The sequence below is a fragment of the Alkalicella caledoniensis genome (assembly GCF_014467015.1).
Lineage (GTDB): Bacteria > Bacillota > Proteinivoracia > Proteinivoracales > Proteinivoracaceae > Alkalicella > Alkalicella caledoniensis.
Window position 1 is genome coordinate 1,371,334 of the sequence record NZ_CP058559.1, and the last position, 25,855, is coordinate 1,397,188.

Below are 25,855 nucleotides of genomic sequence, written 5' to 3' on the forward strand. Positions count from 1 at the left end.
GCTTTGTAGTCATTGAATATTGGACTAGGGCATGCAAAAACCCAGCCCCTAACGTATGAAAACACGTGAGGGCCGGGTTTATTAATCATCAATAAAGATGTTGCTTTTCATAAGGAATATTTTATTTAGCGTATAAAGTTATTTTATTTTTACCCCTCTCCTTGGACCCTACGTACATTATGCGGTCTGCCTTACGCATTAGGTCTAGGTGATCATCTGCATCTGTAGGAAACTCTGCTATACCTGCACTAAATGTTAGATACTCTTTTTTATCTTCGCTACAACTAAATGGATTCTTTGCTACATTTTCTAGTATTCTCTTCCCTATGGTGTAAGCTGTTTGTTTATCTGTATTTGGGAAGACTACTACAAATTCATCTCCCCCATATCTAAATATTACGTCATACTTCCTCACTGACTTCCTTAGTATTTGGGCTAGCTCAATGAGTACTTTATTTCCTGCAGTATGGCCATGGACATCATTTACTTGTTTAAAGTCGTCTAAATCTATTACCATAAGGCTCACCGTTGATCCTTCTAGTGCCGCCCTTTCAACTTCTTGGTGAACCCTCTGTTGGAAATAGCGATAGTTGTATACTTTAGTTAGTTCATCTATTATAGCCATGTCCTCTACTTCTTTAAATGCCTTTGCATTAGCCAAAGCCACTGAAACCTGATATGCCATCAGCTCGAATATCTTAGCTTCATTGTTTTCAAAGGCATTTTTTCCTGCTTTAACCCCGCTCATAACACCAATAAGTTTGTCTTTACACATTAGTGGCACTGCTATTATGGATCCAGGAGTTCTTTCTTCATGCAAAGTGAAAATCCTGTCATCTTTAGTAGTGTCTAATATCAAAACGGTTTCCTTATGCTCTGCACAGTATCCCGTAGCCCCTTGTCCAAACTTCATATTCTCAGTCTCCAAATACTCGACCATGTCACCTTTACTATATACAGCTCTTAGTTCTTTTCCTTCAGCTAGGAATATATAAAATGAGTCCAAGTGCATTAGTTCACTAACTTGCTCGCCAATATTATCCAAGGTTTTATCAAAATCTAAAGTTGCGTTTATCTCATGGGCAACCTCATATAAACCATTTAGTTGTTCATTAAATTGAAAAACTTTTTTGTAAAGTCTAAAAACGTAGCTACTAGTAGCCAGTGGGACAAAAACTATTTGGATTCCTAAAAAACCTACCATGTCATAGAGTAAAGCCATTAAAAAGCCTAGTGGGACAGTTATAAGGTACGAGGAAAGGTCCCATGTAAAGTCGTTTGTCCTTTGTTTTATATTTGTGTCTTTGTCCACCATAAAGAAAAATATACTTAATATAATGTGGTTAGCAATGGATATTGCGAAGGTCATTGCCAGTAGGGGTATCAGGTTAATGCTGGTAACAGTCCAGTCTCCACCTAAAAGTGAGTATACCAATCCCCCTGCGATTGTTGAAGCTGAAATAATTCCCACGTTAAACAACGCGTCTTCAACAGTTCTTTTATGAAATATTAACAACGTGGTGAAAATCCCAAGGGAAATAATCCATATAGGAACATATACATTATCGAATAGATAAAAAGCACAAAGAATAAAGGCAAAAGAAAGGGATAGATGTCCCCTATTTAAAGGAACAGCAATTCTTTCTAGAAAGCCAGAAAGCAAAATAAAAAACAAAATTAACCATGGTGAAAATACAAGCTTATCAACATTATTTATAGTTCCAATTATTAGAAGACTAAGCCCCATGGTAGTTATTAACCATTTGTAAATTCTTACTTTATTCAAGTAACAAACCCCCTCCAACAATTATCCCCCAGTTAAATAATACGAAATAATTACGTAATATTTTATCAATTTTTCAACTATTTTTCAATAGCATATTTTTCATTATTAATAGCGTTAATGAATGCATTTACAATTACAGGATCGAACTGTGTCCCCGAACACTTCTCTAGCTCTTTTACACTAGCCTCAATTGGTTTTGCCTTGGAATAAACCCGTTGGGATGTCATTGCATCAAAGGCATCTGCAACGGATAAAATCCTCGCGATGAGTGGAATTTGATCACCTACTAAACCATCTGGGTATCCCCTTCCATCCATTCTTTCATGGTGGTATCTGATTCCTTCTAAGGTGTCGTTTAGAAAATCTATATCTTTCACAATATAATAGCTTAAATTAGGGTGGCCTTTAATTACCTCAAATTCATCATCTGTTAATCTACCTGGTTTATTGAGTACCGCATCTGGCACTCCTATTTTTCCTATATCATGTAATAAACTGGCATATCTTAACGACTCCATCTGTTTACGGTTTAGTCCTAGCTCTTTACCTATGTACATGGCATATTGGGTTACTTTTTCAGAATGCCCTTTTGTGTAACTATCTTTTGCATCTATGGCTGCAGCTAGGCTTGTTAGAGTTTGATAAAAAAGTGCAGTTTTCTCATTATGTAGTATGGCAACTTCCATTACCGTAGCTGAATGGTTAGACATAGTTGTAAGTTTATTCATATCTTCTTGTGTAAACTCATTTTCTGTTTTAAAAAGTACTAGTACTCCATTATTTTTGCCCTTTATAGCTAAAGGAACTGCTATTAAGGCACTTATACCCAGTTCATGTATGGGCCTGTCTTTTAACAAAAAGTTAAATTTGGGGCTGTTTTCTATTACAGGTATATTTGTTTTTATCATTCTCGATATAAACTGCTCGCCAACTTTATGTAAAAAATCCTTGGAAATCCCCTTTTTATCATAGGAGGATTTCTTAAGTTTTATTTTATCCTCTTCTAAAGTGTATAGGGCTACCCAGCTACACTCAACTATTCGTTCAGCCCATTTTATAAGCCCTTCATTTACCTGTTCTTGATCTTGACATGCAGCTAGCTCCAAACTCATATGATAAAACTTTTTAATTTCATCTGCTTTATACTGCATTTGATACATTAATTCTTCTTTTTCTTTTGCCTGTTCTTTTAACAGATGATTTTGCTTTGTATATTCTGCGATACTTTCATCTATTTCTTTTTTAATAAAGTCCGTAAGGGTTACGGTAAAAAAAGAAAGTCCACCAAACCACAGGTATAATATCCACTTTCCTGTATCTTCGTTGTGTAGATGCATGGTTATAAGACCTATTAAGTTCACAACAGTAATATACAGACCCAGTTTTTTACCCCCTAAGCAAACTATAAGGACTAGCCCGTAGTAGTATATCTCACGCAAAGGAGAATTAATTCCCCCTGTGAAATATAACATGGTGTTTATTACAAGAAAAACTGCTACAATTAAAAACCACTTTTTTTTCAGCATCCTCTGGAAGTCTTGAAAGATCTTCAACCTATAGCCCACCTTTTTTGTCAGATGTTATTGTATTCTACGTATAGGTTAAATTTTCCTTCTTTTCTGCTTTTGTTGGTTTTTTGGTGTAAGACAAAAAATATTTGTTTTTTTCTAATTTTTAAGTGGGTCACAAGGCTGAAGCCTTGGCTACAACAGGGCAGTAGAATTCACAAATGTTATTGTTATTTCTGGTGGCATCAAGGGTGAAGCATTGGTTTGGTAACAAAAAAACAGTAACCTCGAAATTCTCCGAGGTTACCGCTTGTATGTTTTACTAAAAAAGATGGTCTTGCTGAGGGGGGGTTAGCAAGACCGAGGGGTAGTGTATTGCTACTTGAATATATGTTATCAAATAATGTCGAATTTCGCCATCCTGCACGGGTCCTATTTCCCCCCAAGGTTTTCCATGTTTCCTAGTACTTTTGAACTAACCCTATTCTCATTAAAATAGAATTTAACTAGATTCTCCACATCTTGAAGGTTCGAAATTGTTGTTGTATCTATAAGTAAAACAACATCACCTTGACATCTTTCTTTGGCATAATCTAGAACTGTATATTGGCTTTTTCTAACATATTCTCCATCTATAACTTTTAAAAATGAAAACTGCCTTGCAAGTTTTTGCAATATCTTAAGGGTGTGGTCAGTTGATCCTATATCTATAACAACAACATCCGCTGGACAAATTAGGTTTTGATTGAAATAGCATTGAGCAGCTATATATCGCACTAATCTCTCAGCATGATCTTCCCAGTTGTAAACAGTCAAAACTAGAGATGTACTTGGTCTAACTAAGGATTTTCTTTTTATTAAAAGCCAACTCCATTTAACTAAGCACCAAAGTCCGAATAATGCTAATAACCATAATATATTTTCTCTCATAAAAGATTTCACCTCCTGCTTCACTATATGCAGGAGGTGGGCATTGGTACCAAATTCTTATTAGTAGTTATTTTCACTTATATTATATATTTATAATTTCACAAAGCCTTCTCTTATACCTTTTACCACTGCTTGAGTTCTATCAAATACTCCAAGCTTTCTAAAAACCCTGCTAACATGGTTCTTAACGGTCTTTTCACTTATATTTAAGATGTCCCCTATCTCCTTATTACTTTTTCCTTCAGCCATGAGTTTATACACATCTTGTTCTCTATCAGATAAGTTATAGGCATTTTCCACTATTGGAACATCTTGTTTATATAGTCTATGTAGCTCTCTAAAAATCTTTCCCGTTAGTTGTTTATGTATGAATGCATCACCAGAAAATACATTTCTAATACCTTCCACTATCATTTCACTCTCTATATCCTTAAGCATATACCCCTCTGCACCTAGTTTAATGGCTTCAAATATATACTCATCACCATCATGTATTGTTAACATTATAACCTTTGTTTTAGGGTGGTATTTTTTTATCCACTCAGTGGCTTCAATCCCATTCATGTTTGGCATATTTATGTCCATAAGAACAATGTGGGGCTTATGTTTTTTTACTAAATCACAGGCTTCTAAACCATCATGTGCCTCTCCTACCACATGGAAGTCCTTCTCAAAGTCCAATATTTTTATAATTCCTTGCCTTAACAAATGGTGGTCTTCAACTACTGCTATTTTTATTTTTTCCATTATAAGTCCTCCCCTTCAAGGTGTTGTGGTATTCTGACCACTATGGTTGTACCTCTTCCTTCAACTGAGTTTACTTCAAAGTCACCCTTTAGAAGGTCTACCCTCTCCTTCATACCCAGTATACCGTATTTTTCTGCTTTTACATCAGTGAGAACCCTATCTGCGTCAAAACCTTTTCCATTATCCTTAATCATCACTGTTATGTTCTTTTCTATTTCTATTTTCACCATTGTCTTTGTGGCTTTACTGTGTTTATAGATATTTTGCAAGGCTTCTTGAACTATCCTAAAAAGCGTCACCTCTATAAGGTTCTCAAATCTTTTTTCCTTACCAAAAACAACAAATTCCACTTGCAGGTGATTTTTTTCTGCAAAATCCTCACAATATCTTTGAAGTGTTGGAATCAAGCCAAGGTCATCTAGCCCCATGGGCCTTAGTTGATGGATAATCCTCCTTATTTCTTGAAGGGTTTCTCTAACTTTACTTTTAATATTTCCTAGTTCTTCCCTGGCCTGTACAGGATTTACAGACATAACCTTCTCAACAAACTCTGTGTTTATTATAACGTCTGCTATACTTTGTGCAGGACCGTCATGTATATCCCTAGCAACCCTTTTCCTTTCAGTTTCTTGAGCTTGTATTATGCGATATCCAACATTTTTTTGTTGTTGATAGTCTATCAGTTGGTCAGAAACTGATTTCAGGTTTGTCATAAGGTAGTCTAGGGCCACTGATACATGATTGATCAAGTGCTCAGATTTTTCCACCATTTTCTCTAATCCTTTTAAACGGATTTGAAGTTCATTCCGTTTTTCCACAAGATTTTTTTCTTTTTGTCTATATAGTATTAAATCTACCTTAAGTTGGTGGGCAGTATCATAAGCTTTTTGGATGATGTCTTGATTTTGAATGGAGAAATTTTTGCTTACTTCCATCAGTCGAATGCGGGCTTTACGTTCTAGTAGTTCTGTTTTATCCACCAGTTCTATTATATTTTTTGTTTCGTCATCTATTATATTTAATACTTGCTTAACTTTGTTTACTTCTTGTCGAGCTGTTTCAGATATGTCAAATATCTCTTGTTTCCCTTTTTCTATACTTTCTATCACTTGTTCAGTGATTTTTTCAAGTAAACCTATATCCATCTTACCCATGATAACACCTACCTTCAGAGATATCTTTAATAAATTCTACAATATTATATCTTTTCCTGCATAACTTCTTACAATACTGTGTAAATAGGACTTATTACCTAATGAAGAATAACCATCTGTCTTTCAGTTCAACTACAAAACAAAAAGAGGGCAATCTGCCCTCTTTCTTTTATGCTATTTAACAGCATTTTTAAGTGCTTCTGCTTTATCTGTGTGTTCCCATGTGAAATCTGCATCTTGTCTGCCAAAGTGGCCGTAGGCTGCAGTTTTTTTATAGATTGGCCTTCTTAGCTTGAGGTCTCTAATTATTGCACCAGGTCTAAGGTCAAATGTTTCTTGAACTGCCTTTTCTATCTTTTCCACTGGAACAGATTCAGTACCAAAGGTTTCTACCATAACAGATACTGGTTTAGCTACACCGATAGCGTAAGCAAGCTGTACTTCACATTTATCAGCAAGTCCAGCAGCAACTACGTTTTTAGCTACATAGCGTGCAGCATAGGCAGCTGAACGGTCAACTTTTGTGGGATCTTTTCCGGAGAAAGCACCACCGCCATGACGTGCATAACCACCGTAAGTATCAACTATGATTTTCCTACCAGTTAATCCTGCATCACCTTGTGGCCCACCAACTACGAATCTTCCTGTTGGGTTGATGTAGAATTTGGTGTTTTCATCAAGGAATTCTGCTGGAACAGTAGGTTTAACTACTTTTTCTATTATGTCCTGTTTTAGTGTTTCTAGGGTCACATCTGGGCTATGTTGTGTTGAAACAACAACAGCTGTTACCCTTTGTGGTTTGCCATCAACATACTCTACTGTAACTTGGGTTTTACCGTCAGGTCTTAGGTAAGATAGTTCATCTGACTTTCTTACATCAGTTAATCTTTTAGACATCTTATGTGCTAAAGAAATTGGAAGTGGCATCAATTCTTCTGTTTCGTTACAAGCAAATCCAAACATCATACCTTGGTCACCAGCTCCAACAGCATCGATGTCTTCCATTTCTCCTTCTCTTGCTTCTAGTGCTTTGTCTACACCCATGGCTATATCAGCTGATTGCTCATCAATTGCAGTTAGTACTGCGCACGTTTCAGAGTCAAAACCGAATTTAGCTCTAGTGTATCCAATTCCCTCAATGGTTTGTCTTACGATTTTCGGGATATCAACATAACAGTTTGTGGTGATTTCACCAGATACTAAAACTAATCCCGTTGATACCATGGTTTCAGCAGCTACCCTAGCGTTTGGATCTTTTTCAAAGATTGCATCTAGGATTGAGTCAGAGATCTGGTCAGCTATTTTATCAGGATGTCCTTCAGTAACTGATTCAGAAGTAAATAAAAATTTGCGGCTCATTAGATAACCTCCTTGTATGTATAAAGTTAATTTTTTGCAATAAAAAAATCCCCAAGGGGACTTCTATGTGGAACCTAGGTTCCCACGGAAAATCACCCTCTAAAAGTGGCAGGGGAATCCCCTACTACCCTTTTTTATATACTAGTAGTACATCTTTTCTAGCATATAAAAAAACCCTTCAATGCAAAAGTGAAGAGGGCTCAGCCTCTCTCATCTGCCAGAGTAAACTCTGCGGGAATTAGCACCGATGCAATTAAGCCGGTTGCTGGGTATCATAGGGCCCGTCCCTACACCTCTCTTGATAAGAGTTTTTTATTGTTTTAATATCCCTAGTGTAATTAAAGATACTAAAGAAGTCAAGCCCTTTTTAGTATTTTTTCTTTACTATTTATCATTCTTTAATATGGGGGAAAGTATGCATGTTTTTTGGGTGATTATCGTTGGCAGAGATTTAGAACATCCTTAGCCACAGATCTACATGATCTTTATGATCTTAAGGCAGGAGATTAAAATATTTTGCATTCTATGGATAACATGGGCTTATGGTCAAGGGCTAAAGGACTTTGCCACGGATTTCACTGATTTTCTTGAGATTTGTTGGATGGCTTAGTGGGTAGGATTTTATCAATAATTTTAAAATTTTAGCCACAGATCTACATGATCTTAAGGGGCAAGGGATTAGAGTAGTGATAAAATTAGGTTTTGTTTTTGTGTTAGTTTCGTATGTCTACCCACCCTAAAGGGATGGGCTACAATTGCAGGGGGATGGGCTACAATTGCAGGGGGATGGGCTACAATTGAGGCAGGGGTATTTGCTATAATTTTATGTCTTTTAAATCTCGTACGTTTTTTGTCCTTTATAGTGAAGAGTAGTGGTTACAACAGCTGCTCTTTTGCTATTTAGTAGTATGTTTTGCTTTTATGCACTACTTTGGTCATTGGAAATGTGATATTATATATTTAATATACTAACTATTTAACCAATCAGGAGGTAAAAAATGTATAAAATAGCAGCCTTTGATGTAGATGGAACTTTACTTAATTCGAAGTCAGAAATTTCCCAGGAAAATATAGATGCAATCATTGCAACAAAAGAGCGTGGTGTGAAAGTAATTCTAGCCACTGGCAAACATTTTCTTTCCATATTATCATTGATAGAACTTTTAGAATTAAAGGAACCTCAGGTTACTTGCAATGGTGCACTTACCTATTGCCCTGTAAAAAAGGAGGTTATTGACAGTATCTCTTTAAAGCAAGATGTCTATGAAAAAATCATCAGTGACTTAGAATCTGCTAACCTTCCTACTGTGGTTTACACAGCCCAGGGTTTTTTTACTACTTCTAGCCCTGAAGAAGTGGAGCCCATCACTAATGTTGGTGAAACCAGCATAGAGTATATAGAGGATTATTATAAACTTAAAAATGTTGCAAAGATATTGTATGTGGTTCCTCAAGGGGAAAACGATACCTTAGACCAAAAAATACGTGACATGGCTAATGAAGATGTATCCGTTGTGAGAACACATCACATGTTCTTAGAATTTGTAGCAACAGCGGGTAATAAAAGTGTTGCAATAAAAAGGCTGGCAGATAAGTATAATGTTAACACCCAAGAAATAGTAGCATTTGGAGATAGCGAAAATGACATTGAAATGTTGAAAATGGCAGGTCTTGGAGTGTGTATGGACAACGGTAGCGATGTAGCCAAGGCTAGTTCAGATGTTATTGTTTCCAACAACGATCAGCATGGTGTAAAGGAAGGTTTAGAGAAGTACGTATTATGTAAATAATTATGGAGGTGATTGATCATGCCTGCAAATTTGACTCCACAATACTACATAGCAGAGGAAGCCTATAAACGAGCTAATACACCCGAAGAAAAAATTATCGCTTTACAGGAAATGCTGGCAGTTATCCCTAAACACAAGGGGACAGATAAGTTACAAGGAGATATCAAAAAGAGGATTGCAAAACTTAAAAAGGAACAAGAAAAAGGCTCAGGTGGCAAAAAAGGTACAGAAGATCCTTTTACCATCGAAAGACAAGGAGCAGGGCAAGTTTTTGTAATAGGTTATCCTAACACAGGTAAGTCTGCCCTAGTTGCAGCGCTTACCAATGCCAAGACCAATGTACAAGAATATCCATTTGCCACACCTTTACCTGTCATTGGAATGATTCCCTTTGAGGATATACATATCCAGCTCATTGACACTCCCCCTGTTTTGGAAGAAGGCTTACCTGGTAATTTTGCTAATGCATTAAGACATGCTAATATAATTATTGCATTAGTTGACTTATCTTCTGGTGATTGTGTAGATCAAATTGAGGGTATTTTAGATCAGTTGAAAGGGAGAAACCTTCTTGCTGCAGATATCTCGAAAAAAGCCTTCACTATAGATGACCTTATAATATTAGGCACTAAAAGTGATTTACCTGGGGCCATTGAAAATTTAGAAATCCTAAATGAACTAGTACCTAACTGTCCTAACATTAGACCTATCTCTGTAAATACTGGTGAAGGTACAAAAGACCTCCCAAAAGAGTTATTCAATAGGCTCAATGTCATTAGAATTTATACTAAAGCACCTGGTAAAAAGCCACAATTTGAAAAACCTTATGTTTTACCTAAAGGTTCCACTGTTCTTGAGCTTGCAGAGAACATCCATAAAGATATAGCTCGTAATCTAAAGACAGCTAAGGTTTGGGGTTCTGCAAGATTTGATGGTCAAAGTGTTGAACATGATTTTATTTTAAGGGATAAAGACATTGTTGAGCTGAATAGTTAAACCAGCATTACGCAAACAATAATAACAGTTATAAAGACTGTTATTGGAGTGATTTCATGAACTATGTCTCAGAGGGATTTATATTACTATTTGCGATAATGTTGCTTGCTATTTTTGCTCAAAACAGATCAGTTGTTTATGCCGTTTTGATTGTTTTTATTTTGAAAATACTAAGACTAGATAGGGCTGTAGTTTTTTTGGAAGCCCACGGTTTGAGATGGTCCATAATTTTCCTAACTGCTGCCGTGTTAGCTCCTTTTGCTTCGGATACAATTTCCATTAGGGAGCTGGCTACGCAGTTTAAGACCCCCCTTGGCATTACTGCCATAATTATGGGAGCTTTCTCAACATATTTGGCAAGACAAGGAGTAACTCTATTAGACAGCACTCCAGATATTGTACCTGCCATGGTTATTGGGACAATTATAGGTATATCCTTTTTCCGTGGTATACCAGTAGGTCCGTTAGTATCTAGTGGTATATTAGCAGTGATCTTTGCAGTTTATAATATGTTTAGATAATAACAGAGATATAAAAAAAGTGCCTATGAATTTAGGCACTTTTTTATATCTCTGTTATTCAATTTTGAAAATAACTTCTCCCTTTACTTCTACTCCATTTTCCTCTTGCCCCTTGAATAAAAGTTTGTATTCTCCCCTCGCTCTAAAGGGTGGAATTTTCAGTTGATAGTTTTGACCACTTTCTAGGGTAAAAGGAACCTTGTCGTTGTATAAAGGCGATGGTAGCTTCATCCACTTTCCATCCTCGTTTAAAATGAAGAGTTCCATGCTGAGTGTACTATCATTAAATAATATTGAGTTTAACCTATCATTTGTTACAGACAATTCTATATGATCATTTACTTTAAATGAATTACCAAGGACGTCAATTTGGAAAGTAGGATGTGGAAATATCTGAAATCTGGTCTCACCTTTCACAAAGGTTGTATAATCTTCTCTAAGCCAGCCCTCAAACACAACTCTATACTCTCCAACTTCAAGGTTATCATAGTTAATGCGAACTTCCTTAACATCCCCCGGTTCTATGGTATGGATTCTTGCACTCACGTAGTTAGGATTTATTATTTCTTGCCACATGCCATCTTCTTGCCTTTGGTATATCTTAAGTCCGTATTGGTTATCTGGAAAAACTAAAAAACTATCACTGTTATTTGCCAGTATTGTTACAATACTTTCTTGCCTACCATATCTTCTCATAGAACTTCTGACATCTAATATGCTAGGCTCTTGGGGAACAGCCTCTGTCTCTAACATCCCCATACCCAAAAACAACATACCTCCTAGTAAAGCAACAAAAACAATAGCAGGTACCACCCTTTTCATCTGACCCCTCACCCCTTTACATCATACCTATATAATATATAGACGTTTTACCCCTAAAAAAGTTTCACTATATACTATTTATATTTAAAACAAGCTGACAAAAAGCAGCTGTTCCTTTCCATAGTATTCCTTCATCTATATTGAACTTTGGATGATGATGGGGATATGTTATACCTTTTTCTTCATTAGCCCCACCTAAGAAGAAAAAGCATCCTGGAGCACGTTCTAGAAAATAGGACATGTCCTCGCCACCCATTGTAGGTTTCTTAAGTTCAATTATATCATCCTCAGGAAAAATATGTATTAATTTTTCCTTAACTATATTAACCATTTCACCATTGTTAACCACTGCTGGATAGCCCGATTTGAAAACAAGCTCAAATTCACCACCATATGCTTTGGAAACTCCTTCCAAAATTTCCTTAAAACGAGTTTCTATTTTACTACCACTTTCTTCATTTAAGTACCTTATGGTTCCAGCTAAATTTACTTGTTCTGGAATTATGTTATGGGCAGTACCCCCTTGAATACTTCCAAATGTAACTATAGCAGTATCTGTAGGAGCCAAGTTTCGGCTGACGATAGTTTGGACAGATGTTATTATATTGGCAGCTATGACTATTGGATCAACTGTGTTTTGAGGCATGGCTCCGTGTCCACCAAAACCTTTGATTGCAACTTCAAACTCTCTAGTTGCGGCCATAATAGGCTCATAGCTAATTCCTATCTGACCTCCGTCAAGCTCTGGAAAAATCAGTCCTATGTGGCACCCAAATACATAATCATAAGGATAGTCTTCAAACAGACCTTCTTTCAACATTGCTTCTGCTCCACCATAACCTTCTTCGCCAGGCTGGAATATAAACAAAACATTAACCCCAAGTTTTTCCTTGTTTAAGTATAGATACTTTGCTGCTCCTAAGGCCATGGCAGCATGGGCATCATGTCCACATCCATGCATTTTACCTGGGTATTTCGATATGTACTCCACATTGTTTTCTTCAAGTATGGGAAGTGCATCTATGTCTGCTCGGATAGCAACAGTTTTGAAATCCTTGTGTTTTTCTAGGTAAGCTACCACCCCTGTTCGGGCATATCTTTTGATATCCCTGTAACCTATTTCTCTTAAATTTTTTTCTATTTCATTGGAGGTTTCCTCAACATCAAAACCAACACCTGGGTGCTGATGAAACCAACGTCTCCACTTAATAATCTCTTCTTCAAGTCCTTTAATGTCTTCAACAAAACTCATCTAAACTTCCCCCTTGTCTTTTGTTAATCACTTAATTTAAGATTGCAATACTTAAAATAGCTTGTAAAGATCTTTTAAGGGCTCTAATTATATGTATATTAATATTTGTTTATAGTCTTTATGTTTCTTTTAGTATATCAGAATCCTATACCGAATTCCATATAGCCTATGTAAAATTCTTAAATATTTGTAAAATAATTGTAAAACCCAGTTTCAGTGCATCGTATTATTAGTACGCTACCACTTAACTGGGGTTTATTAAAGTAAATATAAAGTTAGATTAGGCTGTAAATCTTAGCCCCACTTACCTCTGCTAACATGTATTTCGATTTCAGCTAATGCTGTTTGTTTTAGGAATTTAGCAGACTCTAAAGCTTCCTTGTATAGCTTGACACAGCCTGGGTCTAGGTCGTCTTCGATACCTGCTTCAGCAAGCTCTTGAAGTTGCTCCATTTGTAGTATTAGTTCTTTTAATAAGCTGTTGCTAAATCTTGAAATTTCAACCTTCTCTAAGCTTTCACCTGTTAACTGATTAAACTTCTCTTGATCTGCACCACATTTTGGACATTTGTGAGGTGCTTCCTCACCGTTATGAACGTAGTTACAAACTGAACATTTCCACATAATAAAATTCCTCCTTATATTTTAGTAGTTTTCACAAAGCTCTTCGTAATAGGATTTGCTATGGAAGCAAGCTGGACAAAGGTCTGGAGGGGTAGTTCCCTCGTGAACATATCCACAGTTTCTACATTTCCACTGGATTTTTTCTTCCCTAACAAAAACAGTACCTTCTTCTACTCTCTTAAGAAGATTTAAGTATCTTTTTTCATGGTCTTCTTCTACTTCAGCTACTTCCCTAAAGAAATCAGCTATTTCATGGAATCCTTCTGACCTAGCAGTTTTCTCGAATTCAGCGTACATTTCAGTCCACTCATAATTCTCACCTTCAGCAGCTGCTTTTAAATGATCTGCAGTCGTAGTTAAACCACCTAAGTATTTAAATATTTGCTTAGCATGTGCTCTTTCATTATCAGCGGTTTCTGTAAACAAACCGGAAATTTGCTCGTAACCCTCTTTTTTAGCAACTTGTGCCCAAAAAGTGTATTTATTCCTTGCTTGCGACTCCCCTGAAAAAGCTTCCCAAAGATTTTTTTCGGTTTTTGAACCTTTTAAACTCATATTAATAACTCCTCCTCCATCTAAACAGTAATTTTTACTAATAATATTATTCTCTAAAAATGTCCAAATCCCTTCTTTTTTTTAAAAATAATTTTAATTTTTCCCCCGAAGATAGTATATGCCAAAATATCCTTGATTAAGTACAAATTACTAAAATATATAAAAGGGGTTTATTTATATAGTTATTACTTTTTCCGTGGCGAGGTTTTCAACTATATCATACATGTTGGTTACTGAGCCCACTGCTAGCTTGTCTTCTAACTGATAGAAATCTAAGCATGTACCACATGAAGTAATATCAGTTCCCTTTCCCTTCATTTCCTCCAATTGGGAAATTACTTGGGAATTTTCAGCTGCTAGAAAAACCCCTGAGTTTAATAGCATTATTTTCCTTGGTGCTTGTTCCCTTTGGGATAGTGTATATATAAATGCTTTCATTAAAGCTTCCCCAAGCTTGTCATCACCTTTACCCATAACTTTGGAAGTTATTAAGTAGACACCTTCTAAATCACTGACCTTATGGTCTACTATCCCTCTTACCCCAGAGATAAATATTTCAAACTTGCTGCTTTTTATGTCAACTTTTGCTTCTACACCCATTTTATTGCAAAGTTTTAGTACATTTTCCTTTGCTATTTCGTTATCTACTATGGATATAACTGGCAAGCCTTGCTCTATGGCCTTTTTTGTATTTATAACAGGTTGGGGGCACGCTAGATTCGAGTTATCTATGGTTTTCATTTAGCAATCACTCCTTTATACTCAATTTTATCATAAGCTCAATGGAAAATTATATCAGTTTTGCTTATATGATGTGAGAGAAAAACGTAGATCGCGGTTCGCAGATCGCAGTTCGCTTTATGCAAAGAACTCCGGCACCAACAAATCGTAGCCGAAGCTTCTGTTTTGGCCGACCGCAAGGAGATCAAGAATTAGGAGTTAGGGGTTAGGGGCTAGGGGTTAGGGTAGCCTGAAGGATAGGTGACAAGACATAGAGTTGGGAGTTGATTTGGCGAATCGCGAACTGCGAACTGCGTATAACAAACATATGTTTGCTTTTAGGGTGTTTTTAAGATATAATTACATTAGAAAGGAGTGTGTGCCAATGAATAGCTATGATAAGTTGATGATACTTGGGGAAGCTGCTAAATATGATGTTTGTGCTTCTACTTCAACCCCTGTCACTAAAAAATTTAGTAGTGGTAGTTTTGGTATTGGCACTACTACTCCATGTGGTGTATGTCACTCATTTACACCAGACGGTCGTTGCATATCTCTCCTTAAGGTGTTGCTTACAAACGTATGTCAAAAGGATTGTAGCTACTGCCCAAACCGTAGTGCCAGGGACATAGAAAGAACAAGCTTTACCCCTGATGAGCTAGCTAAGGTTTTTATGGACTTTTATGTTAGAAATTATGTTGAAGGACTTTTTCTAAGTTCTGGAGTTCAGTGTAGCTCAGACAGTACCATGGACGATCTTATTAAAACAATAGAAATACTGAGATTCAAATATAAATTCAATGGATATATACATCTTAAGATTCTTCCTGGTGTTAAAGAACATTTGATAGAAGAGGCATGTAAATTAGCAAATAGGGTTTCTATAAACTGCGAGACTCCAAATGATAAATATATGAAGAACATAAGTAAGACTAAAGACTTTGAGAGGGACATCCTCACCCCTATTTCCACAATCAAAAAATACTCACACAAATATAATGTATCCCAATCCACACAATTTATTGTAGGTGCAGCTGGTGAGAGTGATTTTGATATACTAAATAGGGTAACAGGTTTGTATGGTAACTTAGGTGTCAAAAGAGCGTATTTCTCAGCTTTTTCCCCAGTAAAGGACACACCCCTTGAGCATATACCTCAAACACCCCTCCGGCGGGAGAATCGCCTTTATCAAAGTGACTTTCTGTTGAGGTTTTATGGTTTTAGTATAGATAGCTTACCCTTTGAAAATGGTCTTTTACCAAACCATATAGATCCAAAACTTGCCTTTGCCCTTAAGAATCTACAACTTTTCCCCATGGATATAAATAAAGCTCCCATGTCAGAACTACTTAAAGTGCCCGGCATTGGTCCAGTAAGTGCCAAAAGAATAATAAAACTTCGAAAGGAGTTTTGGATTTCAGGTCCTGATATGTTGAAAAATCTTGGAGTTGTTCTTAAGCGAAGTATTCCCTTTCTATCTTTCAACGGCAAAGTATTTGGCAACATAGATAGTCTAGCCAAGCCTAAACCTGAAATCCAGCAGCTTAGCTGGGACTTTATGGAAGGTGATAGGGAATGATCTATTGCTATGATGAAAGGGTAAATAGCTTGTTAAAGGCAGGTTTTTTATATGCACATACTGGACAGTTTCCAATTTATGAAGGGGAAGCTAATACCTCGTTATTTTCCACTGGTATGACCCATGTCCGCGATGTGCCTTGGGAGGATATTTATAGGCTGGATAATAGCTATAAACATAAGAAAGAGGATATTACCAAAGGTCAGATACTCCATATTATTTTCTATAACTTAAGGCACAAAAATCTTAACAAACATCAAATTATTGTGGCAGCTATTAAAGAACTCACAGAGATTAAACCATATACTTGGTTAACAGGTACAACTGATATTGGATTAAAGATGTTGAGAAACAAAAGTGATGTAGGTCGGGAGATTCACAAAATGGTTGGATATATACGTTTCGTCCCTTCAGGAGATAATTTTCTTGTTGGCACAGCACCCCTGGAACATCAGACAGCTGATTTGATACTTATCCGCTTTAGGAAACGCTATCCTACATATAAATTGGGCTTAATAGTTTCAGACCAGGCTTGTATCCTAAACCCTGATGACACTTTTACAATAGAAGATGGACAGAAATATATAAAGCTTATAGGTGATGACAGCTTTAAGGATATATGGAAACAGTATTATAGCTCTCAGTACATTAAAGAAAGAAAAAATATAAAATATGTACAAAGCTCCATCCCTAAGAAATATTGGGGTTGGTTGGATGAGGGGAGTATAATTGCCAAAGAAGAAAATAATAATTAAAAGATGGTGAAAGCACTTTCTAGTGTTTTCACCATCTTTCCTATTCTGGCTTTTCTTTTATAACATTAACTCTCGATACTTCCACATCTATTTTACATTTTATATCTGCATTTGGATAATCTTCTCTCCAAGTCCCTTTGTTATAATAGCCAGTCTGTTGTATCCTTACCCACTGTCCTAGACCTAAGGGGTCTGATTTCACCCTTTGCATCTCATCAATGATCTTTTGGGTATTGACAGTAAGGTCCTTGGAAATTTCCCTTTCAATTTCATCAAAAAACTCGTTAGTTAGGCCATCTATCCCCCTTACTCTAATTGACCTGATTTCGATTTCAATCCCAGCTGTGAGAATTATTTCTGGTTTTCCATTTTTCATATTCACCTTTACATCAGTTTTGTCATGGGATTTTATCAAAAAACTTATATACCCTCTTTTACCTTGGATAGTCACTTGGGTTGTTGTAAATGCACCAATGGCATCATTATTAAGGATTAAATATAACAGCATATCTGACTCATTTAGTACTGTAGCAAGCCTTGCCTTTTCATCTAACAAAGCTAATCCTGTAATATGAAACCGATTTTTATCCTTTGTAAGCTCAATTTGTGGCATAATCCCGTCTATGTCTTTGTCAAGAATTATTGTGTTTAAATTGCACAGACTTACTCTGGGAATTAGCCCCTCTTCATAGATTCTTTCTAACATATTCATCAAAAAAACTGCCCTTCTTGCTTCTTCTGGAGGAGTGATTGCCCAAGCATCCTGTGGTTTGCCAGGAAAATACACAGGCCTTGCCAGTACATTCATATCCGCAAATTGTCTTAGTTCTAAGACCACGTCGTCTATTCCATTTTTCAGCAACTCTTCACCAAATATTACTGTTGAAACCTTACCAAGTGCGTATCTGTTTTGCCTTTGATATTCCCAATTTCTAAGGGCTCCTTCAAAGCCGTAACCCTTAGTAGTAGTCTCAAAAACAGGTACTTCAGCCTCGTCGGAAAATGTGGGATTTGTTGTTGTAAGTATGTATATGTCAGGATTATTTTCATCTATGTCGATGCCAATACCTAGTATGACGGATAATTGATCAATTATCCGTTGATGCTGCACGGCACATCCAGACACCATAAGGCAAAGTAAGATAATGACTATAAATATTTTACTTTTTTGACTTAGCATAGTTAAGCCCCCTTATTTTGGCAACTGTAAGTAGTACAATAGGTAGTACAAAAACAAATAGACCACCATACTTGGAAACAAACGATGTGAATTCAGTAACCATAACTAAATTTTGTGGAAGACATCCTATGATATAAAAAACAGGCCAACATACCAGTACCCATATATCATGGTATTTCCTTTTAGTAAGCATGGATAGGGAGAATGTCCCTGCGAAGTATTGAATTGTTGTGACCATAAAAACCTTAGCAGTCCACAAATAAACGAACATGTTGTCAATCCTCTCCACTATTTGAAAGGATATAAGCTTTAAATATTCCATAAATGGCCAAATAAAAATTTTTGTGGCTTCTAAACCTAATATAGTTATGGTTCCTATAAAAACACCTGTGTAGAAAATCCCTGTTAATGCCGTAGCCATTGCCGAAACTCTAAAGGCTGTTTCTTTTTTCTCAAGAAATGGATAAAACACAAGTATGACCTCAAGTCCTAAAAAGGCTAAAGCTGTAGTTGGAATACTCTCAATTATAGGCATTGCTCCTAGCTGAGATACCGGTCTCAGACTTAAAAAATTTGCCCCTTTATCAGGGAAAAAAAACAATACAACAAAGGCAAAAGAAAAAATGAAAACAACTTCACTTACCCTAGCCAAAGTGGCAAGACCGCATCTTCCCATGTAAACTAGAATAAAAGCAGTTACACCAAAGGGTAACAGCATGGAATAGTAAAGGTTAAAATATACATAGTTGCTTTCTAAGAAAAACCTCATTATAACAGCTGCTGTGGCAAAGGTATAAAGTGCATATATAATTGTAAGAAATATACCTAGGTATCTCCCAAGGACAATCTGCATGGATTCTGCAAGACTCAGATTAGGAAATAGCTTACAATATGAAATGCATATGTAAAGATACATTATACCTAAAATAGTCGCTGTAATTATAGAAATCCATCCATCCCTTCCAGCGACCTCCGCTGCTTCCCTAGGCAGGGAAGTTACACCCACACCCACCAGTACCCCTATCATCATTGTAAATAGTTGGGAGTCAGTTATCTGAAAAGTTTTCTCATCTCTTTTTCTCATTATCACTCTCAACCCCCTTTTGGCGTCTAACATTCTTTCCTGCTGTTTCTATTGGTCTCCTACGCATCCACCTAAAGGGTGTCCGAAAAATTGTATCCCTTTGTTCTGAGGATTTAAAAGGAAATAACGGCTGCAAAAAAGGAACTCCAAATGATTCTAGATTGCATATATGGATAATTAGAATAAACCATGAAATAACAAAGCCAAATCCACCGAGTATTCCTACAGAAAGAAGGATGGGAAATCTTAGTATCCTTATATTAGATGACATGGAGTAATTTGGTATGGCAAAGCTACCTAACATTGTAATAGCTGTAAAAATAACTAGGATTGGCCCAACAAGGTTTGCTTGTATAGCTGCTTCCCCTATGATCAATGCACCAACTATACCGATGGTCTGACCTATGGGTGACGGAATCCTTATGGTGGCTTCCCGCAAAAACTCCACTGCCAGTTCTAAAAGTAGAGCTTCCATAAAAGGGGTAAATGGAAGTTCCCTTCTACCTTCTGCAATTGAAAAAACAATTCTTATGGGCATCATCTCATACCTATAAGTTGTGAGTATTACATATAGTGAAGGTAAGCTTGTAGATGCAAAAAACGCAAAAAATCTTAAAATCCTTATCACTAACACGTACCCATACCTTTGATAATAATCTTCTGGTGAATGGAAAAACTGGGCAAGGGTCACCGGTACAATTAGAACAAATGGCGAACCATCAACTAAAATTGCCACTTTACCTTCTAAGAGATGCCCCACTGCTCTGTCTGGTCTTTCGGTATTTAGTATTTGCGGAAATGGAGATATGGTTCTTTCCTCTATAAGCTCCTCTATATAATTAGACTCTAGTACCCCATCGATATCAATTTGGGATACCCTTTTAAGTACTTCTTTAACCACTTCATCTTTTGCTGTATTGCTCAAATAGGCCACTACAATATCTGTCTTAGATTCTCTACCCACTTTTATACTCTTCATTTTAAGGTCATTATTCTTGATTCTTCTACGGATTAGAGCAGTATTAAACCTCAATGTCTCTGTGAAACCTTCCCTCGGTCCGCGTATAATCTGCTCATTTGTTGGTTCTGTTACCTTTCTCCCTTCCCACTGCCTTGTTTCTAGGGAAAAAGCATTGCTGATACCATCAATAATGAGTAACCCTTCACCTGCTAGCAAACCCTCCACAGCTAGATCAAACTCTTTAACAGTGGTAACCTTGCTTATTGATATTAGTCTACTTTCAATTGTAGACGAGTCGATATTTTCAGTTACTTCCTTTTTGGCCATGGTTGTCAGCATACGTATGACATTATTACTTAGTGTATCTTCATTTGTTAAGCCATCAACATATACTATTAAGGCTGTTGTATTAGTATTGGCTATCTTAAATCTTCTGAAATTTATATCATCGCAATCTTGAAATAAATTCTTCAGATAACTGTAGTTCTTGTTTAGATTTTTGGATATAGGTGTACCCCTTTGTTTTTTTTCCCCATTTTTTTTTGTGGGGGCACTAAATATCTTTTTAATTAGTTGTCTCACATTATCCCCCCCGTAAGGTTCCTATACTGGTGATTTTACCCTATTAAGGAAAATATTATGTGGCTAATAGGCAAAGGGGAAAATAAGTAAAAGGGAAAGCCCCTATTGGCTTTCCCTTTTACTAGCAAATGACTTTTATAGCTTTTTGAACTACCCCATATGACACTCCTCCAAAGCCTGGATTTTCACCATCTATCTCAAGGGGCAAAGGCTCGTCAGAACTGACACTTAATTTTTTACACCTATAGTGCTTCACCTTTGGGTGTCCTATATGGGTTCCCTTGTAAACCTTAGATAAGTTATATAAAAGCTCCACTTTCCCCATATTGACCAGTGTAATAACTTCTATATATCCATCATCTATTTTAGCCATGGGAGCAAGCTCCATACCTCCACCGAAAAACCTCCCATTTGCAGCTGCCACAATGGAGAATTCCCCTTGATGCACAACTTTTCCGTCAACCTCAATTATTCCGCTATTATTTTTGTATTTTAGGATACTTAACAATGTGCCTCTTAGATATGACCATAGGCCACCTCCGGATTTGGATGTATGATTTACCCTCTGGGCAACATAGCCACCTAATCCAACATCTGAAATATTTACACAATATCTCTTTTCCTTTTGTTTCTCTTTATTGAGAAATTGTACTTGCAATAAATCAATTGCCTTAGTATTACCAGTTATCAATGTTTCTACTGCCCCTTGATAATTTTTCGGTATATTAAGGGTCTTAATAAGGTCGCAGCCTGTTCCCCTAGAAATTACACCTAAGGCCACATCTTCTATTGATATTTTACCTTGTTCATCAAAAAAACCATTGACAACTTCATTAACTGTTCCATCACCACCCACGGCTATTATTTTTTTATAGCCTTTTTTAATTGCATCCCTTGTAATAGTTGTTGCTTCATTTGGTCCTGATGTAAGGGAATAGTCATAGTTAAGTTGTTTGGAATCTAAGAATAATATAATTTCATCCCACACAACTCTTGTTGTGCCGTTGGCTGATGCAGGGTTTACCACAAAGAAAAATTCCTTCATCCAGCTTCCTCCATCCAAAATAGAATATAATTGCGCAAGTATTTATATTCTATTTTAGAGAAGTAAAATCCTCTATTAGCTCTATTTATAAATTTTTGCGGAACACATTACCTCTTATTACTTTAACATTGACATTTGATCTAATATCAATGTTTGGGTAATCATCTCTCCATGTTCCTTTTTTATAATAATCATTTTCCCTTACCCTGACGATTTCACCCAATCCTATAGGATCAGTGTTGTATTTTTGAAATTTTTGTACTAATTCTGTTGTTGTTTTAGTTAAATCCGCGGACAAATGTTTTTTAACATCTTCAAAAAACTCTTCTTCCATTATTTCTACATCCCTTTGACTTACCTCACTTATTTCTATCACTATTTCTGATCTTATTTCTATTACTGGCTTACCATTTTTTATCTCAACATAATATCTATTCTTTGTTCCTTTAACTTGAAACACTATAATATCGGCAATTTCAGGAATCTTTGTTGATATGGTTGTGTAGTCTTGGTATTTCATCAAAAGAGAGAGCAACAAAGTCTCAGAGTCATTTATGATAGTAGCTAAACTCCCAGTTTCATCTAGTAATGCCAATCCAGCAATCTTAGCCGACCCAGCCTCAGTCTTTTCAACATAGGGTAGAAAACCGTCCTTTCCCGTTGTCAGAATTCTTCCACCTAGTTCACATAAATTTATGGGCATAGTGATATTCATCAGTTCTGCTTGCTCAATTAAATTGTTAAGAAAAATACTCTTCCTTGCTTCCTCAGCTGGAGTAAGTTGTAGTAACTCAGATGGTTCACCATCATAATATATTACTTTCGCAGTAACATTCATATCAGGGGTCTGACGCAGGTCAGGAATAATAGTTGCCAATCCTGCTTCGATTTGATTGCTACCGAAAACAACAACACCCACCTTACCTAGGGCCAGTTCCTTTTGTCTTTGATATTGCCAATTTTTAAAAGCTCCCCTAACTCCATACCCTTTTACCACAGTTACTTTATTATCTGTCTCTGCGGCTTGGCTAAATGTTGGGTTAGAAGTTGTTATTACAGTTACTGATGGGTCATCTTCATCTTTGTCCACTCCTAGGGCTAAAACGATTGCTAATTCATCTATTACATTTGTATTAGGTGCTATTTGGCAACCAGCTAAAATAATGACGCTGACTAAAACACTAACTATTACTTTTTTCATTTTCATTGATCCCCCTAATCTTTGCGACTATAAGTAAAAGTATTGGTAATACCAAAATTAAGATTCCTCCGATCATTGAAACTCGGGCAGTGTAGTCCTGTAAAGTTAATACATCTGGTATAAAGTAAGCCACTGCAAAGGGAATTATCCACATGGTTATAGCCCATGTGTCGTGATACTTTTTCCCCGTAAGGAGAGCTAAGGAAAAAGTACCAGAAAAATATTGAATTGCCATAACCATTACTATTTTAGCTGTCCAGATATATAAAAAAATGTTATCCATTCTCTCAAACAGTTCAATTCGCACAAGTTTAAGATATTCTATGAATGGCCAAAAAACCACTTGTACCAAACCCATTCCTAAAAAAACAATTGTGCCCACAAAGAGAGCTGCATATAGCAACCCTGAGGTCATCACACCCATGGATGTTACCCGTAATACACTTTTCTTTTTTTCTATATATGGGTAAAATACCAGGAGAATTTCAACACCTAAAAAAGAGAAGCCTACATCTGGTATAGCTTCCAGTACTCCCGTATAACCGTTCTCAAATACTGGAAGTAATTCTAACCAACTAGGTGTCCGGTCAGGGAATAAAAACAGGACTATGGCACTAAAGGAAAATACCAAAACAATTTCACTCATTCTGCTAAGTGTTGCAAGACCACTTCTGGCCATATATACTACAGGAATTATGAACAAGGCAATTGGTACGTAATAGGGGTATATTAAGTCAAAATAAACATATATAATCTCTAAAAACAATCTTACTACTATACCTGTCACAATTAGTGTGTAAAGTATGTATGCTAAACTTAAAATCATACCTAGGGGTTTTCCCAGGACTATTTGCATTGACTGAACCAAGCTTTTAGTGGGGAACATTTTGCTGTATGTGATACATATGTATGAATAACATAATATTAGTAAAGTAGCAATAATTATTGAAATCCAACCATCCCTACCAGCCACATCTGCTAGTTCCCTGGGAAGAGTTGTTACGCCTATCCCAAATACTGCATTTATAACCAAGGAGTACCATTGGAATTCTGATATATCGAATTTCTTTTCACTACTCTTTTTTTTCTTTTGCTTCTTTTTCTCCATTTTCTACTCCCCTCTGTCTTCTGACATTATTTCCTGCTGTTTCTATGGGCCTTCTCCTTAACCATCTTCTAGGAGCCCTATAAATGTTGTCCCTTTGTTCTGAGGCTTTAAATGGAAATAAAGGTTGTAAAAAAGGAACCCCAAAGGACTCTAGGTTGCATAAATGTGTCAGTATAATCATCCACATAAGTACAAAACCAAATCCCCCATAAAGACCAGAAGCTATTAATATGGGAAACCTCATTACTCTAACAGCTGAAGACATGTTATATGAAGGTATGGCAAAGCTTCCTAGCATAGATGTTGCTGTAATTACAACTAAAATTGGTCCAACTAGGTTCGCATCTATGGCAGCTTGCCCAATTATAAGTGCCCCAACTATACCTATGGTTTGACCAAAAGGGCCAGGTATTCTAATGGTTGCTTCCCTTAAAAATTCTATCAAGAATTCTAGTAATAAAGCTTCCACAAAGGGGCTAAATGGTAGTTCTCTCCGGTTTTCTGCTATGGAAAAAATTATTCTCTCTGGCAGAACTTCATATCTAAAAGTTGTCAAAATTACATATAGAGATGTCAGTGATGTAGAAGCAAAAAAAGCGAAAAGTCTAAGAAACCTAGTAAGAGTAGCAACTATGTAACGGTTATAATGGTCTTCAGCCGATTGGAAAAAATCAGTTATTGTTACAGGTAAAACCAAAACATTAGGACTACCATCGGTGACAATTATAACCTTTCCCTCTAGTAGATGTGCCACAGCTTTATCTGGCCGTTCAGTGTTTAGCATTTGTGGAAATGGGGAAATTGTCCTTTCTTCTATAAGCTCTTCTATGTAGTTTGAGTCTAAGATACCGTCAATGTCTATTTGTTCAAGTCGCTCTTTAACTTCATCGATCAGTTCTTGTTTAGCAATGTTAGACATATAGATAACTGCTACATCTGTTTTTGTTTGTCTACCTATTTTAAAGTGCTTCATTTTTAAATCGTTATTCTTTATTCTTCGCCTAATCATAGCTGTATTGAATCTAAGGGTTTCCACAAATCCCTCTCGAGGACCGCGGACCACCTGCTCATTAAGTGGTTCTGATACTGCCCTACTTTCCCACTGCCTAGCTTCTAGGACAAAACCACTGTTGACGCCATCTACAAATAGTAATCCTTCCCCTGATAACAGATCTTCAATTGCTTGATCGTAGTCTTGTACTACACTAACCTTACTAACGGAAATCAATCTATCTTCTACTGCCTTGGCATCTATTTTTTTAGTAGTCTCTTCTTTAGCCATGGTTGTCAACATTCTAACTACATTGTTACTCAATGTATCCCTGTCAGACAAGCCATCCACAAAGACCACTAATGCGGAAGTCTGAGTTCCAGCGATCTTAAACTTCCTAAAGTTAATGTCATCACAGTCTTTGAAGAGATTTTTGACATAACTATGGTTTCTTTCTAAATTTTTGTATATAGTTTTCCCTTTGTCATTGGACTTGTCTTTTTTATTTTTCTGATTTTCTATAAGCTTCTTTAGATAGTCCAGCATGTGACACCTCTCCTAGTTCTTCATAACTTTTATACTACCTATTTTTACCTATTTATTTT

At 36.5% G+C, this 25,855-nt stretch carries 24 protein-coding genes and 1 riboswitch; of the genes, 6 read left to right on the forward strand and 18 right to left on the reverse strand.

The features are described 5' to 3' along the window. Positions 1 to 121 precede the first annotated feature (121 nt). The 6 genes from HYG86_RS06695 to metK form a co-directional block, all read right to left on the reverse strand. Positions 122 to 1,786: a sensor domain-containing diguanylate cyclase gene (locus HYG86_RS06695; protein WP_213168213.1), complete on the reverse strand. Its 1,665-nt coding sequence runs from the start codon at positions 1,784 to 1,786 to the stop codon at positions 122 to 124. A gap of 77 nt (positions 1,787 to 1,863) precedes the next feature. Next, a complete protein-coding gene (locus HYG86_RS06700; protein WP_213168215.1) occupies positions 1,864 to 3,339 on the reverse strand; it encodes an HD domain-containing phosphohydrolase in 1,476 nt (491 codons plus the stop codon). 387 nt (positions 3,340 to 3,726) lie between these two features. Next, positions 3,727 to 4,224 (reverse strand): glycosyltransferase family 2 protein, encoded by a 498-nt coding sequence (locus tag HYG86_RS06705; protein ID WP_213168216.1) that lies wholly within the window; start codon positions 4,222 to 4,224, stop codon positions 3,727 to 3,729. A 90-nt stretch (positions 4,225 to 4,314) separates the two neighbouring features. Next, a complete protein-coding gene (locus HYG86_RS06710) occupies positions 4,315 to 4,971 on the reverse strand; it encodes a response regulator (protein WP_213168218.1) in 657 nt (218 codons plus the stop codon). Further along, positions 4,971 to 6,125 carry a sensor histidine kinase gene (locus tag HYG86_RS06715; protein ID WP_213168220.1) on the reverse strand — a complete coding sequence of 385 codons (1,155 nt, stop codon included), beginning with the start codon at positions 6,123 to 6,125 and terminating at the stop codon, positions 4,971 to 4,973. Before HYG86_RS06715 ends, HYG86_RS06710 begins: the two co-directional genes overlap by 1 nt. 174 nt (positions 6,126 to 6,299) lie before the next feature. Next, positions 6,300 to 7,484, reverse strand: coding sequence for a methionine adenosyltransferase (gene metK, locus HYG86_RS06720; protein WP_213168222.1), 1,185 nt, complete (start codon positions 7,482 to 7,484; stop codon positions 6,300 to 6,302). 207 nt (positions 7,485 to 7,691) lie between these two features. Further along, positions 7,692 to 7,792, reverse strand: a riboswitch (SAM riboswitch). A gap of 170 nt (positions 7,793 to 7,962) precedes the next feature. Here metK and HYG86_RS18280 point away from each other — a divergent pair. The 4 genes from HYG86_RS18280 (at position 7,963) to HYG86_RS06735 (ending at position 10,791) form a co-directional block, all read left to right on the forward strand. Beyond that, positions 7,963 to 8,094: a hypothetical protein gene (locus HYG86_RS18280; protein WP_281391314.1), complete on the forward strand. Its 132-nt coding sequence runs from the start codon at positions 7,963 to 7,965 to the stop codon at positions 8,092 to 8,094. A 388-nt stretch (positions 8,095 to 8,482) separates the two neighbouring features. Beyond that, entirely contained in the window at positions 8,483 to 9,274 is a 792-nt protein-coding gene (locus HYG86_RS06725) for an HAD family hydrolase (protein ID WP_213168225.1), read from the forward strand. Between the two features lie 18 nt (positions 9,275 to 9,292). Then, positions 9,293 to 10,270 carry a GTPase gene (locus tag HYG86_RS06730; protein WP_213168226.1) on the forward strand — a complete coding sequence of 326 codons (978 nt, stop codon included), beginning with the start codon at positions 9,293 to 9,295 and terminating at the stop codon, positions 10,268 to 10,270. Positions 10,271 to 10,326: 56 nt separating this feature from the next. Then, entirely contained in the window at positions 10,327 to 10,791 is a 465-nt protein-coding gene (locus tag HYG86_RS06735) for a DUF441 domain-containing protein (RefSeq protein ID WP_213168228.1), read from the forward strand. Positions 10,792 to 10,845: 54 nt separating this feature from the next. Here HYG86_RS06735 and HYG86_RS06740 read toward each other — a convergent pair whose 3' ends face one another. From HYG86_RS06740 to yedF, 5 genes are all read right to left on the reverse strand, one after another. After that, positions 10,846 to 11,613, reverse strand: a complete 768-nt coding sequence (locus HYG86_RS06740; RefSeq protein ID WP_213168231.1) for a hypothetical protein — start codon at positions 11,611 to 11,613, stop codon at positions 10,846 to 10,848. Positions 11,614 to 11,680: 67 nt separating this feature from the next. Beyond that, positions 11,681 to 12,865: a M20 metallopeptidase family protein gene (locus HYG86_RS06745; protein ID WP_213168232.1), complete on the reverse strand. Its 1,185-nt coding sequence runs from the start codon at positions 12,863 to 12,865 to the stop codon at positions 11,681 to 11,683. A 294-nt stretch (positions 12,866 to 13,159) separates the two neighbouring features. Further along, positions 13,160 to 13,489 (reverse strand): rubredoxin-like domain-containing protein, encoded by a 330-nt coding sequence (locus tag HYG86_RS06750; protein WP_246451908.1) that lies wholly within the window; start codon positions 13,487 to 13,489, stop codon positions 13,160 to 13,162. Positions 13,490 to 13,510: 21 nt separating this feature from the next. Then, positions 13,511 to 14,044 (reverse strand): rubrerythrin, encoded by a 534-nt coding sequence (rbr, locus tag HYG86_RS06755; RefSeq protein ID WP_213168234.1) that lies wholly within the window; start codon positions 14,042 to 14,044, stop codon positions 13,511 to 13,513. Between the two features lie 174 nt (positions 14,045 to 14,218). After that, entirely contained in the window at positions 14,219 to 14,785 is a 567-nt protein-coding gene (gene yedF, locus HYG86_RS06760; protein ID WP_213168236.1) for a sulfurtransferase-like selenium metabolism protein YedF, read from the reverse strand. A 364-nt stretch (positions 14,786 to 15,149) separates the two neighbouring features. On the opposite strand from yedF, the gene HYG86_RS06765 reads away from it, so the two are divergent. Continuing rightward, positions 15,150 to 16,343, forward strand: a complete 1,194-nt coding sequence (locus HYG86_RS06765; protein WP_213168239.1) for a putative DNA modification/repair radical SAM protein — start codon at positions 15,150 to 15,152, stop codon at positions 16,341 to 16,343. Then, complete coding sequence (locus HYG86_RS06770) at positions 16,340 to 17,098, forward strand: DUF4130 domain-containing protein (RefSeq protein ID WP_213168241.1); 759 nt, start codon at positions 16,340 to 16,342, stop codon at positions 17,096 to 17,098. Before HYG86_RS06765 ends, HYG86_RS06770 begins: the two co-directional genes overlap by 4 nt. A gap of 40 nt (positions 17,099 to 17,138) precedes the next feature. On the opposite strand, the gene HYG86_RS06775 is transcribed toward HYG86_RS06770, so the two are convergent. From HYG86_RS06775 to HYG86_RS06805, 7 genes are all read right to left on the reverse strand, one after another. After that, entirely contained in the window at positions 17,139 to 18,278 is a 1,140-nt protein-coding gene (locus HYG86_RS06775; RefSeq protein WP_213168243.1) for a Ger(x)C family spore germination protein, read from the reverse strand. Next, the gene (locus HYG86_RS06780; RefSeq protein WP_213168244.1) at positions 18,259 to 19,362 is read right to left on the reverse strand and encodes a GerAB/ArcD/ProY family transporter; all 1,104 of its coding nucleotides are present in this window, start codon (positions 19,360 to 19,362) and stop codon (positions 18,259 to 18,261) included. Before HYG86_RS06780 ends, HYG86_RS06775 begins: the two co-directional genes overlap by 20 nt. Next, the gene (locus HYG86_RS06785) at positions 19,346 to 20,905 is read right to left on the reverse strand and encodes a spore germination protein (protein ID WP_213168246.1); all 1,560 of its coding nucleotides are present in this window, start codon (positions 20,903 to 20,905) and stop codon (positions 19,346 to 19,348) included. The genes HYG86_RS06780 and HYG86_RS06785 overlap by 17 nt, the downstream gene beginning before the upstream one ends. Positions 20,906 to 21,026: 121 nt before the next feature. Then, entirely contained in the window at positions 21,027 to 21,950 is a 924-nt protein-coding gene (locus HYG86_RS06790) for a diacylglycerol/lipid kinase family protein (protein ID WP_213168248.1), read from the reverse strand. 85 nt (positions 21,951 to 22,035) lie between these two features. Next, positions 22,036 to 23,151, reverse strand: coding sequence for a Ger(x)C family spore germination protein (locus HYG86_RS06795; RefSeq protein ID WP_213168249.1), 1,116 nt, complete (start codon positions 23,149 to 23,151; stop codon positions 22,036 to 22,038). After that, positions 23,132 to 24,259, reverse strand: coding sequence for a GerAB/ArcD/ProY family transporter (locus HYG86_RS06800; protein WP_213168252.1), 1,128 nt, complete (start codon positions 24,257 to 24,259; stop codon positions 23,132 to 23,134). The genes HYG86_RS06795 and HYG86_RS06800 overlap by 20 nt, the downstream gene beginning before the upstream one ends. Then, positions 24,225 to 25,796 carry a spore germination protein gene (locus tag HYG86_RS06805; protein WP_213168254.1) on the reverse strand — a complete coding sequence of 524 codons (1,572 nt, stop codon included), beginning with the start codon at positions 25,794 to 25,796 and terminating at the stop codon, positions 24,225 to 24,227. Before HYG86_RS06805 ends, HYG86_RS06800 begins: the two co-directional genes overlap by 35 nt. Between the last annotated feature and the right edge of the window lie 59 nt (positions 25,797 to 25,855).